A 15,823-nucleotide genomic window follows, 5' to 3' on the forward strand; every position below is an offset into this window, starting at 1 on the left:
TTTTCATATCGCTATTTATAGTTGGTTGTCAAAGTGAAGTGAGTAAAGCGAATAGCTTGGAAGAGTATATTCCATCGCATCTTATGAATGCGGAAGTGACGGCGGATATTATGACACTAGAATTTCCTTATGAGATAAAAGAGAAATTAGAGAAAATAGGAAATAAAATGAGCGATAGTATTACAAATAATTTAGATTGGTATTTGAAGTATGCCGAAGAAGAAATTATACCGAAAAAAACGTTTCCTTATCATCAAAACTTAGGTATTACAAAAGAAGAATATGATTTTATGATAGATAAAATGAATAATGCAGAATATGTAAATACCAAAGACGGAAAACTCTTTTTTAAACAGAAAGATCATGAAATTCAAATTCTCTCTGATGAAAATTTGAAGCTAATTAAAAATATTCGAATTGATACAGAGAAGAATATAATTAAAACTCCTTTAGGAGAATGCGAATATGAAGGTGAAATAAAGGCGTCGGATGAACAAAAAGCTACTGGTCCATGGAGTGGGAAGATGTGGACTTTAAAAAGCGATGGATTACTTTATCATTTTTCATTAGGAAAGTTAAAAAACATAAACAAATCTATCATTTACATTTCAATAAAAGGTATATATAAAGATAGGATTATCAATACAGAAGAAGCAGTTGAATTTCACTCGGTTTCATAAAGAATCAAAAAAACACCTTACTTGTTAAAGTAAGGTGTTTTTTTATTAAATAAACAATCCAGCGATTGTCGCAGATAAAATAGAAGCAAGTGTTGATGCAAATAGCATTTTCCAACCAAATTTAGAAACAACGCTTCCTTGCTTTTCAGAAAGGGCACGGATTGTACCAACGATTGCACCAATTTGGCTAATACTTGCGAAGCTAATTAAGAATACTGTAACGATTCCAACTGTACGTGGAGCTAATGTTGTAGCTGTGTCTTTTAAATCAAGGATTGCTACAAACTCGTTTAAAACAATCTTCGTACCCATAATACCACCAGCTGGGATAATATCTTGAGTTGGAATACCCATTAAGAATGCGAATGGAGAAAGTACGTAACCGAAGATTTGTTGTAAAGTAACAGCATGTCCCATTGCGCCTGAAGCTGCACTAATTACGTAGTTTACAACTTCCATCACACCGATAAAGGCGATCATTAATGCGGCAACGATACCAGCTACTTTTAAACCATCAAGCGCACCGTTAATCATTGCGCCGATAAAGCTGTCTCCGAATAGAGTTCTATCAAATTTCTGAATCACTTCATCTTCTTTCTTCGTATCAACTGGTGTTAATAACGAACAAACGATTAAGCTTGAGAATAAGTTTAGCGGAAGAGCTGCCAGTACGTATTTTGCATCTAACATCATTACGTATGATGCTGTAACAGAAGCAGAAACGGAGCTCATCGCAGAACAACAAATGATAAACATACGGTTTTTATTGAAATGCTGTAAATCGTTTTTAATAACGATTAACGCTTCACTTGAACCGAAGAATACAGAGTTTACTGCGTGGAATGACTCAACACGTGGTAAACCAGTAATTTTTGAAATAGCACCGCCGACAACGCGAACGATGAATGGTAAAACACCTAAATAACTAAAGATTGAAAGTAGTGCTGAGAAAAATACGATAATTAATAATACGTTTAAGAAAAAGACAAAATCTCTGTGAATTCCATTAAAGAGAAAATCGACACCTGTCGTACCAAGTTTAATTAGTTTGTTGAAGACTTTACTAATGAAAATAATGATTTGTTGACCAATCTTTGTAGCAAACATAAACCAACCGATTAAAATTTGGAAACCAATCATAATTGCAATTGCACGGAAGTTGATTTTACTTTTGTTGTTTGACAAAGCAAAACATAAACCTAACACGGCAATAATACCGATAATGCTCATTACATATTGCATGTAGTTGCCCCTTTCAGAAGTTCGTATAAAGTTTGTACATAAAACGCTCGTTATATTACTAAAAATAAAGGAATGAGGTTTTATGTCATACGTAAGATGTCTGACCTTTTAGAAAAATAAAAATAAAAAAAGACCCATATGGATTCACTTTCATCTATGAGAGAAAGCTAATCAATATGAGTCCTTTTTTGCGCATAGGCTAATATTCATTAGTTTTCCCCATAGTCCAGCAATTTAAGGTTGCCGGGTAGAAACTCTCGATCCATATTATCAAGTATATATGAGGTAACATCGTCCGTATTAAATTAGTAGTAGCGTAACATTAACAGAGAAGTATCGTCAATAGCTTTTTTTCTTCCAATAGAAAAAGACCATATAAGTATGATAAAATGTAACGCAGTGTTATGAAAAAGAGAGGTCGGAAAATGAGTACTAAAATGACGCCACCAGTTGAGAAAAACGAGTTTATAGATGTAGTATTTGAAGATTTAACACATGATGGTGCCGGTGTTGCGAAAGTAAAGGGCTATCCTATTTTCGTTAAAAACGGATTACCAGGTGAAGAAGCGCAAATTAAAATTATTAAAGTGAAGAAAAACTTCGCATTTGGTCGTTTAATGAAGCTTCATACAGAAAGTCCATATCGTAAAGATGCTGAATGCCCAGTATATAATCAGTGCGGCGGTTGTCAGCTTCAGCACTTAACTTATGAAGGACAATTACAAGCGAAAGAAAAACAAGTACGTGACGTTATGCAGCGTATCGGAGGACTAGGTGATGTTCCTGTTCATCCTGTACTTGGCATGAAGAATCCGTGGGTATACCGTAATAAAGCACAAGTACCAATCGGAGAACGTGAAGGCGGACTTGTAGCTGGTTTTTATCGCCAAGGAACGCATGACATCATTAATATGGAATCATGCTTAATTCAGGCAGAAGAAAACGATACATTAATCCAAGAAGTAAAACGTATTTGTGAAAAGCACGGTATCACTGCGTACAACGAAGAGCGTAACAAAGGAACACTTCGTCACGTAATGGCTCGTTACGGACAAGTAACAGGGGAAATTATGCTTGTCTTCATTACGCGTACAGCAGAATTGCCGAACAAAAAAGCAATTATTGAAGAAATTGCAGCGAAATTCCCAGAAGTAAAATCAATTGTTCAAAACGTAAATACGAAGCGTACGAATGTAATTTTCGGAGACAAAACGACAGTACTGTACGGATCAGAATACATTTATGACTTTATCGGTGACATTAAATTTGCGATTTCAGCACGTTCATTCTATCAAGTAAACCCAGAACAAACGAAAGTGCTTTACGATAAAACGTTAGAATACGCAAAATTAAACGGTAACGAAACAGTAATCGATGCCTATTGCGGAATCGGATCAATCTCGTTATTCCTAGCGCAAAAAGCGAAAAAAGTGTACGGCGTTGAAATCGTCCCAGAAGCAATCGAAGACGCAAACCGAAACGCAGCACTAAACAACATGACAAACGCTGAATTTGGCGTAGGAGAAGCAGAAGTAGTCATTCCAAAATGGTACAAAGAAGGCGTAATCGCCGACACAATGGTCGTAGACCCACCGCGTAAAGGCTGTGACGAAGCATTACTAAATACAATCATCGACATGAAGCCAAACCGCGTCGTATACGTATCATGTAACCCAGCAACATTAGCACGTGATTTAAAAGTACTAGAAGAAGGCGGATATAAAACGCAGGAAGTACAACCTGTTGATATGTTCCCGCATACGACTCATGTGGAGTGTGTGGCTTGGCTTAAGTTGGTATAATAGGAAAGCAGTTGATATAGGGGAAATCTATACCACCTGCTTTTTGGTTTACAAAAATACCATTCATAAGCGATTTTAGTTAAAATAAATATTGCTGATTTTCACAAATTATAAATTAAGATTTTGAAATTGTATTCATAGTGAGAGGATTTGAATTTGAAATGATAGATAATTTTTGGCGTGAATTACCACGACCATTTTTTGTACTTGCACCAATGGAAGATGTGACAGACGTTGTTTTCCGTCACGTAGTAAGTGAAGCAGGTCGTCCGGACGTATTCTTCACAGAGTTTACAAACTCGGATAGCTATTGCCATCCAGAAGGTATGAAAAGTGTACGTGGCCGTTTAATTTTTACAGAAGATGAACAACCGATGGTAGCACATATTTGGGGAGACAATCCTGAATACTTCCGTCAAATGAGTATCGGTATGGCAGAGCTAGGATTTAAAGGTATCGATATTAACATGGGTTGCCCAGTTCCGAACGTTGCATCAAGAGGAAAAGGTAGTGGCCTTATTCTACGTCCAGACGTTGCAGCAGAACTTATCCAAGCAGCAAAAGCGGGCGGACTACCTGTCAGCGTAAAAACACGACTTGGCTTTAAAGAGTTAAGCGAGTGGGAAGATTGGTTAACGCACATTTTCAAACAAGATATTGCAAACCTTTCTATTCACTTACGTACAAGAGAAGAAATGAGCCAAGTAGATGCGCATTGGGAACTAATTCCGGAAATTAAAAAATTACGTGACCGTATCGCACCAAATACGTTAATAACAATCAATGGAGACATTCTTGATCGTAAAATGGGGCTGGAACTTGCTGAAAAATACGGCATTGATGGCGTAATGATCGGACGAGGCATCTTCAAAAATCCATTTGCTTTTGAAAAAGAGCCAAGAGAGCATAGCAGTAAAGAGCACCTAGATCTTTTAAGACTACAACTTGATCTTCAAGATCAATATGCAGAAGTACTGCCACGCTCAATCACAGGGCTTCACCGCTTCTTCAAAATTTATGTAAAAGGCTTCCCCGGAGCTGCTGAATTGAGAAATCAATTGATGAGTACGAAATCGACTGATGAGGTGCGTGCTTTGTTGGATAAGTTTGAGGATAGTGTTGGTGTGGCTCAGGATAGTGAGACGGTTTAACTTTTAAGCACTTAAATCATTTCATATGTAGTGCATGACATGAGTGAGTTGAAAATAAGTGCAGAGCTGGAAAAGAACAGTGTATTTGAGAAATCAAAACACTGTTTTTTTCTTTTAGTTAATGTTAAGAGAGAAATCTTTTTATAGGCATATAAAAAACATGTAAGAGCTCTGTAGATACAATGATAGAGAAAAGTTCGGGTAAGACTATAAAACATATCTTTAAAATGTTAAAGTATTAATTTAGTGGACAATAACTAAAAGGCTAGATTAAACATGATAATTTAAAGCAGGTTATAGCATAAACTTTAACCGCTGAATAAATAATCAACATTTCAGGAGGGAAACCCAATGGCAATGAGCAACAACGATATATTAAAAAGAGTACGATACGCTTTAGATATAAGAGATATAGATATGGTGGAAATCTTTAAACTTGGCGGGATGGAAGTAACGAAAGAAGACGTAGTTGATATGCTTACAAAAATAAAGAGAGCTCCTCAGCATGAAGCTGAAAATGATGAGGTAGCTGAAGATGAGTACGTAAAAATATGCGATATGATGATGTTAGAGGCATTTTTCAATGGATTTATTACTTTAAAAAGAGGGAAGCAAGATCCGAAACCAGGACAACCGGCACCTGTACAAAGCAAGGAGAGTGCTAATAACCTTCTTCTAAAGAAAATGAAAATCGCACTATCTTTAACGAGTGAGGATGTACTTGATATATTAGATAGCGTAGGCGTTACGGTAACAAAAGGAGAGTTAGGCGCTCTATTAAGAAAAAAAGGTCATAAAAATTACAAAGAGTGCGGCGATAGATACGCAAGGAATTTCATTAAGGGATTAGGTGTAAAGTATAGAGGATAATGAGTTCGTTAAAGCAGTAAATGATATAATAGGTAGAGTAGGACGTTTGTATCCTACTCTTTTTTATTTGTAAAATAATACGCTAGGTGATGAAATGGTACATACATATTTAGGTGAGACAATTAATTTTCATATAACTTATAAGAAGAAAAAGTCCGTGCGTCTTTTTGTGGATTCGTATGGAAATGTGGAAGCGCAGGCTCCGAAAGGGACACCTGTTGAATACTTAGTCCAGTTGCTAGAGGAGAAGTGGGATTGGATTCAGACAACTCGTAAGGAAATGGCGGAACGAGCGCATGGACCACAGGAAAAGGATTATGATCAAGGAGAGGGCTTTTTGTATTTAGGGAATACGTATCCGATACAGATTTCCCAAGATGCAAGCATTGAGCAAGACAACGCAGTATTTGAAGGGGATAAGTTACATATTTATGTGAAAGAGCTTAAGGATGAGAAAATACAACAAGCTTTAAAACGATTTTACTATAAGCAGTGTAAATCTTTAGTAGAGAAGAGTATTAAAGTGCATCAAAGTAATTTCAAAACAAAACCACGTTCTATTCGTATTGCAGATAGTAGTCGTACTTGGGGTACTTGCGATTCGAATTTACAACTAACATTCAATTGGAAGCTAGCAATGGCACCACAGCGAGTAATTGACTATGTAGTTGTTCATGAAATGTGTCATATGGTTCATTTAAATCATGATCGATCGTTTTGGCGTCTTGTCGGGAAGATAATGCCTGATTATAAAGAAATGGAGAACTGGTTAGCTTTATCTAGTTGGAAGATGACGGTTTAATGTTGCGCTTTGTATAGGTTGCAATTATTGTCAATCTTTGTCGGTAAGTCGATATATTTCGAAAATCGCTGATATATTTGAAGTTGCGCCGATATATTTCGAAAATCGCTGATATATTTGGAGTTGCGCCGATATATTTCGAAAACCGCCGATATATTTGGAGTTGCAATCGATATGTTCAATGAAGAGAAAGTAAAAGGAGATGTCATAGCAGGCATCTCCTTTTTTTGAGTATATAGATTATCGTCCAAACTTCACAACAAATTCTTCATCAACTTTCTCCATCTCATACCCACGATACCCCTCCGAAAGCAAAGCCTGCTGTCCACTAGCATCATTCATTAGAATACTTTGAACATCTGTCCAATCGTTTTCCTTATCTCTGCGCAATTCCTTCACAAAAACATACCGCAGGCTACCACCATACTTTTCCTTCAGCGCAGCAATCTCCATTCCTTGCGCAAATTTATCCTTCAAACTCGGAATGTTAAAAGGAGCAACGGTGCAGCATACATAATCATATTTGCTGTCTTCTTTTTGCAATTCTTCCATAATGACTTTTGCTAATATTTTTTGCATACCATTTCCTCGGCAGTTCGGATGAACGTTTGAGATTTCTTGATAGATGACGCGGTGTAGTTCACTTTCTGGCAAACCAATATCAAGCCCTAAATGTTCATCGTCGATAGGAGGGACGAGTAGAGCGCGAAATGCGATGAGTTCGTTTTCGATAAAAGCACCGATCATCATGCCGTTTCCTTCTAGAATGTATTGAAATTCTTCTTGTGAGAGTGGTTGTAAACGACTTTTATCTTCTAGTGCTTCAACTACGATGTTTTGTAGTGATAAAATTTGTTCGATGTGCTCTAGTGATAGTAATGTAACGTGAAATGATTCGTTATTTTGTTTTAATGTTCCTTCGTATAGAACCGTCATATGATAGTCCTCCTTTAGCGTACAACGTCTTGAAAGACGGTTAGTTCTTGTAGTGTATCTTCGTTTATTTCAATGCCGAGTCCGGGCTTTTCGTTTAAGCGAATGAATGGTACATCGTAATGTAAGTTTCCAATGTCTTTCGTGAATTTTAATGGTCCTGTTAGCTCTACGCTCGTAATGATTTTCTTTGAGAAAGCGACATGGAATCCTGCGGAAGAGGCAACAGATGATTCGACCATTGATCCCACTTGGCATTCAATGCCTGCCATTTCTGCTTGATGAGCGAGCTTTACAGCTGGATATATGCCGCCGCATTTCATTAGTTTTATATTTACTTTATCAGTAGCTTCTAATTTAATAATTTGGCGCATTTCACGAGAACTTTTTAATCCTTCATCAATCATAAGCGGGAGGTCTGTCTTAGAACGGATATGAGCCATGGCATCAATATCGTCCGCGATAACAGGTTGTTCAATCCAGTCAATGTTTAAATGTCCTAATGAACGCAGTGCTGTTAATGTGTTTGCGCTATTTTTCCAGCCTTGGTTTACATCAACGCGAATAGCAATGTCATTTCCTACACGTTCTCGTACAGCTTCAATACGTTTCACATCTTCTTTTACATTCGTACCAACTTTCATTTTGAAAGATTGGTAACCTTTTGGAATCATAGAAGCAGCTTCTTCAGCCATATCTTCAGGATCGGCAATACTTAAAACGTGAGTGACAGGGAATTCTTCATGATAGCGCCCGCCAATTAATTGATATACAGGTTGATTTAGTTTTTTGCCCATTATATCAAAACAAGCAATATCAATTGCGGCTTTCGCTGTTGGAACACCGTAAATTGTATTGTCCATCATGTCGTGTATTTTTTCGATATTCATTGGATTTTTCCCGATTAGAGCAGGGGTTAGCGTATGTTTTAAAGTATGGAAAGTACTTTCCCATGATTCACCTGTGACGTGATCATCAGCAACGCCTTCACCGTAACCGATAATACCTTCATCTGTTTCCATTTTGACGATAATAGAGGGCATATCAGAATAAGATCCATAACTAATAACAAACGGATTGCGAAGCGGTAAACGAATTGCGTAAAGATGAATAGCTGTAATTTTCATTGAATAGAAACCCCTTCCTGTTTACAATAGTTTTGTACATTTGATATAGTTGACGTTAAATAGTCGTTAATTAATGATAAGGAGTTAGAGAAAATGATGATAAAAATTGCAGTTGTCGGTTCAAAGGAGTTTATGGAGAACCTTTTTCCTATTGCTCAAAAATTAGAAGGAATAGAAATTGATCCATATATTTACCTTCATCCGACGGAATCTTCTGAACTATTAAAGTGTCTAAAGCCTTGTGATGTCATCTTTTTCTCAGGTGCTTTACCTTATTATATGGCAAAAGAAATAAGAGAACAATTAAGAATTCCAAGTACATACTTACAGCAAGACGAGACAACTGTCGCATCTTCAATTCTTTCTATCATGTATCATCAAAGTATTCAACCACATAACATTTCCATCGATTTAGTAGACCGCTCGTTTATTACAAATGTGTTCCATGATATTGGTATAAAAGAAAGCCCGCAAGTGTTGGATTATGAAAATATGCTGTGGAGTAAAGATGAGATAAATAGAGTTATCGATTTTCATGTAGCTAAATATCAATCTGGAGAAGCTCATTTAGCTTTAACTAGTATTCACGCTGTTTACGACGAGCTTCAAAAAATAGGTGTTCCTTCAGAGCGCATGATTGATCCAACACAATCCATTATACATGGTCTAAAAGATGCAAAAATAAAAGCTGAGTTAGCAAAAAGCTATTCAGCTACTGTTGGTGCTTGTATTATTTCTTCCTTAGAATTACGAGCGAGTTTGCTTGAAAAACTAGATGTCATTTCAAAAGAACTACGTGGTTCATTTAAACAAGTGGATGAAATGACATGCATTTTGTATACAACTCGTGGTGATATCGAATCAATTATTAAAACAAATGCGATAGATAACTTGTTTGCGAGCGTAGAAGGAACGATAGCTATTGGATTTGGTTATGGGAAAACCGTGAAAGAGGCGGAGCAAAATGCAAAAATTGCTCAAAGTTTTGCAAAGAATAATCCAATAGATCGTTGTTTTTATATACTAACAAGTGATAAAGATTTGTTTGGTCCGTTCCCGAAAGAACAGAGAGTACAAAGTTTGAAAAATGATAATCCGGAACTAATGAAAATAGCGAAGGAAACGAAGCTTAGTCCGGCCAACTTGTCAAAAATCATTCAATTTAGTCAATCGCATCCGTCATTGAAGTTTACAGCAGCTGACCTTTCTGAGTACTTACAAGTGACTCGAAGATCGACAGAAAGGTTGTTAAAGAAATTAGTTGATTACGGGTATGCTCATATTTGTGGCGAGGAAATGCCCTATCAACAAGGGCGACCTCGCGCACTATATGAACTGAATTTACCGCTATTTTTAAGCTTCTAGTTGAGCTTTTTGTTTCTTTAGTAATTCTGCTTTTTCAATGTCTGATAGTTTTACAATTGTGAAGCCTGTTATGCCATAAATGATTGAGATAATAGGTACGATGAAATTCAAAATAGCATAAGGGGCATATTCAAATGCACCTACGCCAAGTGTAGCGAGAATAAATACACCGCACGTATTCCAAGGAACGAAGACAGAAGTTAATGTTCCGCCATCTTCTAATGCTCTGGATAAGTTTTTTGAATGTAGTCCTTTTTCTGTGTATGCATTTGCATACATTCTTGAAGGGACAACAATTGAAATATATTGTTCAGAGCAAGTAAGGTTTGTTGCAAAACAAGATGCGATAGTAGAAGCGATAAGCCCTTTTGCTGATTTCGCTAACTTTAAAATTTGATTTACAATTGAGCGAAGAATACCTGTATGTTCTAATACTCCTCCGAAAGTCATAGCGACAATTGTCATAGAGACTGTATTCATCATCGAATCTAAGCCACCGCGGTTAAATAGTTCGTCTACTAGCTTGTTTCCAGTGTCTATAACAAATCCAGCTTGGAGTGCACCGACAGATGCTGAGACAGAACCACCTTGAATAAAGACTTGTGATAAAAATCCTAAAATAATACCGACGAGAATCGCTGGTATAGCAGGGACCTTTTTTGCGACCAATACCATAACGACTACGGGTATAATGAGTAGGAAAGGTGAGATAACAAAGTTTTGTTGCAATACTTGTAACGTTTGATCGATGCTCTTCGCATCAATATTGTTAGCGCCGAAGCTTCTTCCTAAGAGAGCATAGACGATAAGAGTAATAATTAAACCTGGAACTGTAGTAAATAACATGTGACGAATGTGTGCGAATAAATCTGTATTTGTTAATCCTGCGGCTAAGTTAGTTGTGTCTGAAAGCGGTGACATTTTATCGCCAAAATAAGAGCCTGAAATAATGGCACCAGCAACCATTGGAGCTGGGATTCCCATACTTAGGCCAATTCCCATTCCAGCAACACCAATTGTCCCCATTGTAGACCAAGAGCTACCAATTGCTAATGCAACGATAGAACAAATGACGGTAATGGAAACTAAAAATAGTGATGGAGTTAAAAGTTTTAAACCGTAATAAATCATCGTTGCGACGATTCCACCGCCAATCCAAGCACCAATTGTTAAGCCAACAAGAATAATAATGACGATAGCAGGTAATGCAAGACGAATCCCTTTATACATTGCTTCTTCAAGATCATTCCATTTGTAACCGTAACGCCAAGCGACAATAGAAGCAACGGTTGTACCGATAATAAGTGGAACGTGAGGGGTTTGTTTTAATACAACAATTGTAACCATCATAACTGCAACGGTAATGATAATAGGGATAATCGCTATTCCAAAGGGTATTTCTTTTTTCATAAAGTTCCTCCTTGTTACGTATGTTTGTTTGTATTTTTAGAATTGTCGTAAAATAGACGTTTATTAGGTTATGATAACTAAAAGTTTATGTAAGCGTCAACATAAAAAACAGAAAATAAGGAATGTTCTAGTTGTTTGTTTAGTTTGTAATATAAGTGCAGAGTAAGGTTTTTAAGTATTTAAAAATAAATAATTGACTTTTTTCTTAAAATTCAATATGTTCATAAAAACATCTGTTTTTCATAAGTATAATTAACCCGAATCGTTTGTAATGTGGGAAGGAGACTGGAACGTTGAAAACATTAGAACTACAAGAGCGCTTAACGGAGATTTTTCAGCATTTACACGAAAACCCTGAAGTAAGTTGGAAAGAATATGAAACGACAGCGTATATTACTGACTTTTTAAAAGAAGAAGGAATTTCATATAGAACATTTGATGATTGTCCAGGTGTAATTGCTGAGATTGGAGGCGGGAATCCAGTTATTGCGATTCGTGCTGATATGGATGCACTTTGGCAAGAAGTAAATGGAGAATTTAAAGCGAACCATTCATGTGGCCATGATGCTCATATGACTATTGTAATGGGACTTATTTTACAATTGAAAAATATGAGATGGAAAAGTGGTACGGTTAGATTTATTTTTCAGCCGGCAGAAGAGAAGGGTAATGGTGCTTTGAAGATGGTGGAGAAAGGTGCTGTAGATGATGCCGATTTCTTATTTGGTGTCCATCTAAGACCAATTGAAGAACTATCTTTGAAACAAGCAGCCTCATCTATTCGCCATGGAGCAGCAGGATTTTTAGAGGGTATGATTCATGGGGAGGATGCACACGGGGCAAGACCACACCAAGGTGTGAATGCGATTGATGTCATTTCCATGATTAATGTCGGTTTGAAAAATATTTGGCTGCCACCGCAAAGTTCTTATTCAGTAAAAATGACGAGATGCCAAGCTGGTGGTGATAATTTAAATATTATTCCGGGAAATGGTCATTTCAGTTTAGATGTAAGAGCAGAGAGTAATATACTATTAGAAGAATTAAAGAAAAAGATTGAGCATGTAATAGAATCAGCTGCATCGATGGGGTCGAAAACTTCATACGAATGGATGGATCTTGCACCAGGAGCAGAGGTTTCCGAAGAAGCAGAGCGCTTTATGCGTAAAGGTATTCTCGAAGTGTATGGGGAAGAGAGATGCACAGGGCCTCTCTATACGACAGGAAGCGATGATTTCCATTACTATACAGTGAAAAGACCACATTTAAAAGCTGTCATGCTTGGACTAGGAGCAGACCTACAACCTGGATTACACCATCCGTATATGAGATTTGATCATAGTTGTATTATGGATGGGGTAGAAATATTGAAACAAACTGTATTGAAAGTGTTAGAAGACAGGGGCTAAAGAGCTCCTGTTTTTTGTGGTGAATTGTCGGTAAATCGATATATTGAGAAAATCGTTGATATATTTGAAGTTATGATAGATATATTGAGAAAATCGTTGATATATTTGAAGTTACGATAGATATATTAAGAAAATCGTTAATATAATTTCACGTACCTATTAATTTGATGAAAAATGAGCCTCCAGTACATGGTGTATAATAATAAGTACCATTTTTTAATAGGAGAAAACGAATGAACGAACAATATTACGATGCAGTTTTACATATAAAAACAGTCGGTGAGCAAAAAGGGTTTAACAAGTCTATGCATTATCACCGCTACGAACCGACGCCGTATAGCGGGTTAGATGAGTTATTGAATCAATATGAAATACGAAGTAGCGACCGAATTGTAGACTTTGGGTGCGGAAAAGGGCGATTAAACTTTTATATGCATCATAAATGTGGGGCTTCAGCAGTTGGAATTGAAATGAATGAAGAATTTTATAAAGAAGCGATGGATAATCGAGATCGTTATGCCCGAAAGGCACGAAACAGTAAGGGGAAAATTCAATTCCAATGTTGTTTAGCGCAGGAATATAAGATTGATCCACATGATAATAGGTTTTATTTCTTTAATCCGTTTTCTGTGCAAGTGTTTATGAATGTAGTAAATAACATTTTGCTTTCAGTAGAAAACACGGGGAGAGAAGTGGATATTATTTTATATTATCCTTCTGAGGACTATATTTTCTTCTTAGAAAATCAGACTGCGTTTGAGCTGAATAAAGAAGTAAGGTTGCCTGGGGCTTATGAGAAGAATGGGAATGAGAGGTTTTTAGTTTATACATTAGGGTAATAAAAAACAGGTGCCAAGGCACCTGTTTTTATTAGTTACGGATTAAGTAATCAAATGCACCTAAAGCTGCGTTTGCACCTGAACCCATAGAGATGATGATTTGTTTGTACGGATTATTTGTACAGTCACCTGCAGCAAACACTCCTGGTACGTTTGTAGCGCCGTGCTTGTCTGTTACGATTTCACCGCGAACGCGTTCAACTGTTTCGCCTAACCAGTCTGTGTTTGGCACAAGACCGATTTGTACGAATACACCTTGTAATTCAACGTGATGAACTTCTTCAGTTTCACGATCGATGTAAGAAATACCGTTTACTTTATCAGTACCAGTGATTTCTTTCGTTTGAACGTTTTTCAGAACAGTTACGTTTGGTAAGCTGTTAAGACGCTCTTGTAATACAGCATCAGCTTTTAATTCTGGCATGAATTCAAGAACAGTTACGTGCTTAACAATACCTGCTAAGTCGATAGCTGCTTCAATACCAGAGTTACCTCCGCCGATAACTGCTACGTTTTTTCCAGTGAATAATGGACCGTCACAGTGTGGGCAATATGCTACACCTTTATTTTTGAACTCAGCTTCACCTGGTACGCCAACATTACGCCAGCGAGCACCTGTAGAAACGATTACGCTCTTACTTTTCAGAATAGCGCCGTTTTCAAGTTCCACTTCAATAAGTTCTTTTTTCTCTAAACGTTTCGCACGTTGTAGGTTCATTACATCGATGTCGTATTCTTTTACGTGCTCTTCAAGGCTTGCTACTAGCTTAGGACCTTCAGTCTTTTTTACGCTGATGAAGTTCTCAATGCCCATAGTATCCATTACTTGACCACCGAAGCGCTCAGCAACGATACCAGTGCGGATGCCTTTACGTGCTGCGTAAATTGCTGCACTTGCACCAGCAGGGCCGCCACCAACAACAAGAACATCGTATGGATCTTTATCAGAAAGCTCTGATGCATCTGGACCGTTACCCATTTTAGCTAAAATTTCTTCAAGTGTCATACGACCGCTTCCGAAAGATTCGCCGTTTAGGTAAACAGTTGGTACTGCCATGATGTCTTTGCTTTCTACTTCCTCTTTGAATGCAGCGCCATCAATCATAGTATGTGTAATACCAGGGTTAAGAACGCTCATTACGTTAAGAGCTTGTACAACATCAGGACAGTTATGACAACTTAGGCTGATATAAGATTCAAAATGATATTCGCCTTGAATGTTTTTAATTTGATCGATTAATTTTTGTTCAACTTTTGGAGCGCGTCCACTTACTTGTAGTAAAGCTAACACTAATGATGTAAATTCGTGTCCTAATGGAATACCAGCGAATACGACACCAGTGTCTTCACCAAGGCGGTTTACGCTAAAGCTTGGTGTTCTCTCTAATTCAACTTTTTCTACTGTAATCTTAGATGACATAGTAGCTAATTCGTCTACTAGAGCTAACATATCTTTAGATACGTTATCGTCTCCTGCGCTTACCTTAAGTAAAATATCGTTCTCCATTAATTGAAGGTATTGGGATAGTTGTGTTTTTATATCTGCATCTAGTATCATTTTGATCGAACTCCTTAGATTTTGCCTACAAGGTCAAGGCTTGGTTTAAGTGTTGCAGAACCCTCTTGCCATTTAGCTGGGCAAACTTCACCTGGGTTGTTACGTACGTATTGAGCAGCTTTAATTTTGTTAACAAGAATGCTTGCGTCACGGCCGATACCGTCAGCATTGATTTCCATAGATTGGATAACGCCGTCTGGATCGATGATGAATGTACCACGAGCAGCAAGACCTTCTTCTTCCATTAAAACGTTGAAGTTTGTAGTGATTGTGCGAGTTGGGTCACCAATCATGATGTACTCGATTTTGCCGATAGTTTCTGAGCTATCATGCCATGCTTTGTGAGTGAAGTGAGTGTCTGTAGATACAGAGTATACTTCAACGCCTAAGTCTTTTAGAGTTGCGTATTGGTTTTGTAAGTCTTCAAGTTCAGTTGGGCAAACGAATGTGAAGTCAGCTGGGTAGAAACAAACTACACTCCATTTTCCTTTTAAACTTTCGTCAGTAACTTGGATAAATTCTCCATTATGGTAAGCATTAGCTTTAAACGGTTTTACTTCTGTGCCGATTAATAACATATTAAAATTCCTCCTAAATGTTGGTTTTGAGCATCAAAAAATAGTGTGCTCATAAAA

14 protein-coding genes and 1 riboswitch are annotated in these 15,823 nt (G+C 37.3%); of the genes, 8 read left to right on the top strand and 6 right to left on the bottom strand.

Annotated features, from left to right (window positions below; all coding sequences use genetic code 11):
* On the top strand, nucleotides 1-680 hold a 680-nt coding region (locus tag ACQGS6_RS13145; protein WP_426965207.1), incomplete at its 5' end, for a hypothetical protein.
* A 45-nt stretch (nucleotides 681-725) separates the two neighbouring features.
* Here ACQGS6_RS13145 and ACQGS6_RS13150 read toward each other — a convergent pair.
* Entirely contained in the window at nucleotides 726-1,922 is a 1,197-nt protein-coding gene (locus ACQGS6_RS13150) for a NupC/NupG family nucleoside CNT transporter (protein ID WP_001200484.1), read from the bottom strand.
* Between the two features lie 202 nt (nucleotides 1,923-2,124).
* Nucleotides 2,125-2,226, bottom strand: a riboswitch (purine riboswitch).
* Nucleotides 2,227-2,347: 121 nt separating this feature from the next.
* Between ACQGS6_RS13150 and rlmD the strand changes: the two genes are divergently transcribed.
* From rlmD to ACQGS6_RS13170, 4 genes are all read left to right on the top strand, one after another.
* The gene (rlmD, locus tag ACQGS6_RS13155) at nucleotides 2,348-3,724 is read left to right on the top strand and encodes a 23S rRNA (uracil(1939)-C(5))-methyltransferase RlmD (protein ID WP_000105032.1); all 1,377 of its coding nucleotides are present in this window, start codon (nucleotides 2,348-2,350) and stop codon (nucleotides 3,722-3,724) included.
* Between the two features lie 161 nt (nucleotides 3,725-3,885).
* Nucleotides 3,886-4,875 (top strand): tRNA dihydrouridine synthase, encoded by a 990-nt coding sequence (locus ACQGS6_RS13160; RefSeq protein ID WP_000566708.1) that lies wholly within the window; start codon nucleotides 3,886-3,888, stop codon nucleotides 4,873-4,875.
* 351 nt (nucleotides 4,876-5,226) lie between these two features.
* Entirely contained in the window at nucleotides 5,227-5,745 is a 519-nt protein-coding gene (locus ACQGS6_RS13165) for a DUF1456 family protein (protein WP_001251726.1), read from the top strand.
* A gap of 94 nt (nucleotides 5,746-5,839) precedes the next feature.
* The gene (locus ACQGS6_RS13170) at nucleotides 5,840-6,547 is read left to right on the top strand and encodes a M48 family metallopeptidase (RefSeq protein ID WP_426965208.1); all 708 of its coding nucleotides are present in this window, start codon (nucleotides 5,840-5,842) and stop codon (nucleotides 6,545-6,547) included.
* A gap of 240 nt (nucleotides 6,548-6,787) precedes the next feature.
* Here ACQGS6_RS13170 and ACQGS6_RS13175 read toward each other — a convergent pair whose 3' ends face one another.
* Together ACQGS6_RS13175 and ACQGS6_RS13180 are read right to left on the bottom strand one after the other, a co-directional pair.
* Entirely contained in the window at nucleotides 6,788-7,483 is a 696-nt protein-coding gene (locus tag ACQGS6_RS13175) for a hypothetical protein (RefSeq protein WP_000217546.1), read from the bottom strand.
* A gap of 14 nt (nucleotides 7,484-7,497) precedes the next feature.
* Complete coding sequence (locus ACQGS6_RS13180) at nucleotides 7,498-8,607, bottom strand: mandelate racemase/muconate lactonizing enzyme family protein (protein ID WP_242785354.1); 1,110 nt, start codon at nucleotides 8,605-8,607, stop codon at nucleotides 7,498-7,500.
* Nucleotides 8,608-8,700: 93 nt separating this feature from the next.
* On the opposite strand from ACQGS6_RS13180, the gene ACQGS6_RS13185 reads away from it, so the two are divergent.
* Nucleotides 8,701-9,972, top strand: a complete 1,272-nt coding sequence (locus ACQGS6_RS13185) for a hypothetical protein (RefSeq protein WP_000972818.1) — start codon at nucleotides 8,701-8,703, stop codon at nucleotides 9,970-9,972.
* Here the strand turns inward: ACQGS6_RS13185 and nhaC are convergent.
* Nucleotides 9,961-11,382: a Na+/H+ antiporter NhaC gene (gene nhaC / locus ACQGS6_RS13190; protein WP_000711520.1), complete on the bottom strand. Its 1,422-nt coding sequence runs from the start codon at nucleotides 11,380-11,382 to the stop codon at nucleotides 9,961-9,963. The genes ACQGS6_RS13185 and nhaC overlap by 12 nt on opposite strands.
* A gap of 293 nt (nucleotides 11,383-11,675) precedes the next feature.
* Between nhaC and ACQGS6_RS13195 the strand changes: the two genes are divergently transcribed.
* Both ACQGS6_RS13195 and ACQGS6_RS13200 read left to right on the top strand, forming a co-directional pair.
* On the top strand, nucleotides 11,676-12,791 hold the full coding sequence (locus tag ACQGS6_RS13195; protein ID WP_000853518.1) for a M20 peptidase aminoacylase family protein: 1,116 nt from the start codon (nucleotides 11,676-11,678) through the stop codon (nucleotides 12,789-12,791).
* Nucleotides 12,792-13,024: 233 nt separating this feature from the next.
* A complete protein-coding gene (locus ACQGS6_RS13200) occupies nucleotides 13,025-13,630 on the top strand; it encodes an SAM-dependent methyltransferase (protein ID WP_001005632.1) in 606 nt (201 codons plus the stop codon).
* 31 nt (nucleotides 13,631-13,661) lie between these two features.
* Here ACQGS6_RS13200 and ahpF read toward each other — a convergent pair whose 3' ends face one another.
* Complete coding sequence (gene ahpF / locus ACQGS6_RS13205; RefSeq protein WP_426965209.1) at nucleotides 13,662-15,188, bottom strand: alkyl hydroperoxide reductase subunit F; 1,527 nt, start codon at nucleotides 15,186-15,188, stop codon at nucleotides 13,662-13,664.
* Between the two features lie 14 nt (nucleotides 15,189-15,202).
* Nucleotides 15,203-15,766: an alkyl hydroperoxide reductase subunit C gene (ahpC, locus tag ACQGS6_RS13210; RefSeq protein ID WP_000924420.1), complete on the bottom strand. Its 564-nt coding sequence runs from the start codon at nucleotides 15,764-15,766 to the stop codon at nucleotides 15,203-15,205.
* Between the last annotated feature and the right edge of the window lie 57 nt (nucleotides 15,767-15,823).

Source organism: Bacillus sp. GMs2/2, from assembly GCF_050172095.1.
GTDB classification, from domain to species: domain Bacteria; phylum Bacillota; class Bacilli; order Bacillales; family Bacillaceae_G; genus Bacillus_A; species Bacillus_A cereus.

Excerpts from the sequence above, each read along its gene's own strand:
- ACQGS6_RS13150 (WP_001200484.1), bottom strand. The coding sequence starts at position 1,922 with ATGCAATATGTAATGAGCATTATCGGTATTATTGCCGTGTTAGGTTTA.
- rlmD (WP_000105032.1), top strand. The coding sequence starts at position 2,348 with ATGAGTACTAAAATGACGCCACCAGTTGAGAAAAACGAGTTTATAGAT.
- ACQGS6_RS13160 (WP_000566708.1), top strand. The coding sequence starts at position 3,886 with ATGATAGATAATTTTTGGCGTGAATTACCACGACCATTTTTTGTACTT.
- ACQGS6_RS13165 (WP_001251726.1), top strand. The coding sequence starts at position 5,227 with ATGGCAATGAGCAACAACGATATATTAAAAAGAGTACGATACGCTTTA.
- ACQGS6_RS13170 (WP_426965208.1), top strand. The coding sequence starts at position 5,840 with ATGGTACATACATATTTAGGTGAGACAATTAATTTTCATATAACTTAT.
- ACQGS6_RS13175 (WP_000217546.1), bottom strand. The coding sequence starts at position 7,483 with ATGACGGTTCTATACGAAGGAACATTAAAACAAAATAACGAATCATTT.
- ACQGS6_RS13180 (WP_242785354.1), bottom strand. The coding sequence starts at position 8,607 with ATGAAAATTACAGCTATTCATCTTTACGCAATTCGTTTACCGCTTCGC.
- ACQGS6_RS13185 (WP_000972818.1), top strand. The coding sequence starts at position 8,701 with ATGATGATAAAAATTGCAGTTGTCGGTTCAAAGGAGTTTATGGAGAAC.
- nhaC (WP_000711520.1), bottom strand. The coding sequence starts at position 11,382 with ATGAAAAAAGAAATACCCTTTGGAATAGCGATTATCCCTATTATCATT.
- ACQGS6_RS13200 (WP_001005632.1), top strand. The coding sequence starts at position 13,025 with ATGAACGAACAATATTACGATGCAGTTTTACATATAAAAACAGTCGGT.
- ahpF (WP_426965209.1), bottom strand. The coding sequence starts at position 15,188 with ATGATACTAGATGCAGATATAAAAACACAACTATCCCAATACCTTCAA.
- ahpC (WP_000924420.1), bottom strand. The coding sequence starts at position 15,766 with ATGTTATTAATCGGCACAGAAGTAAAACCGTTTAAAGCTAATGCTTAC.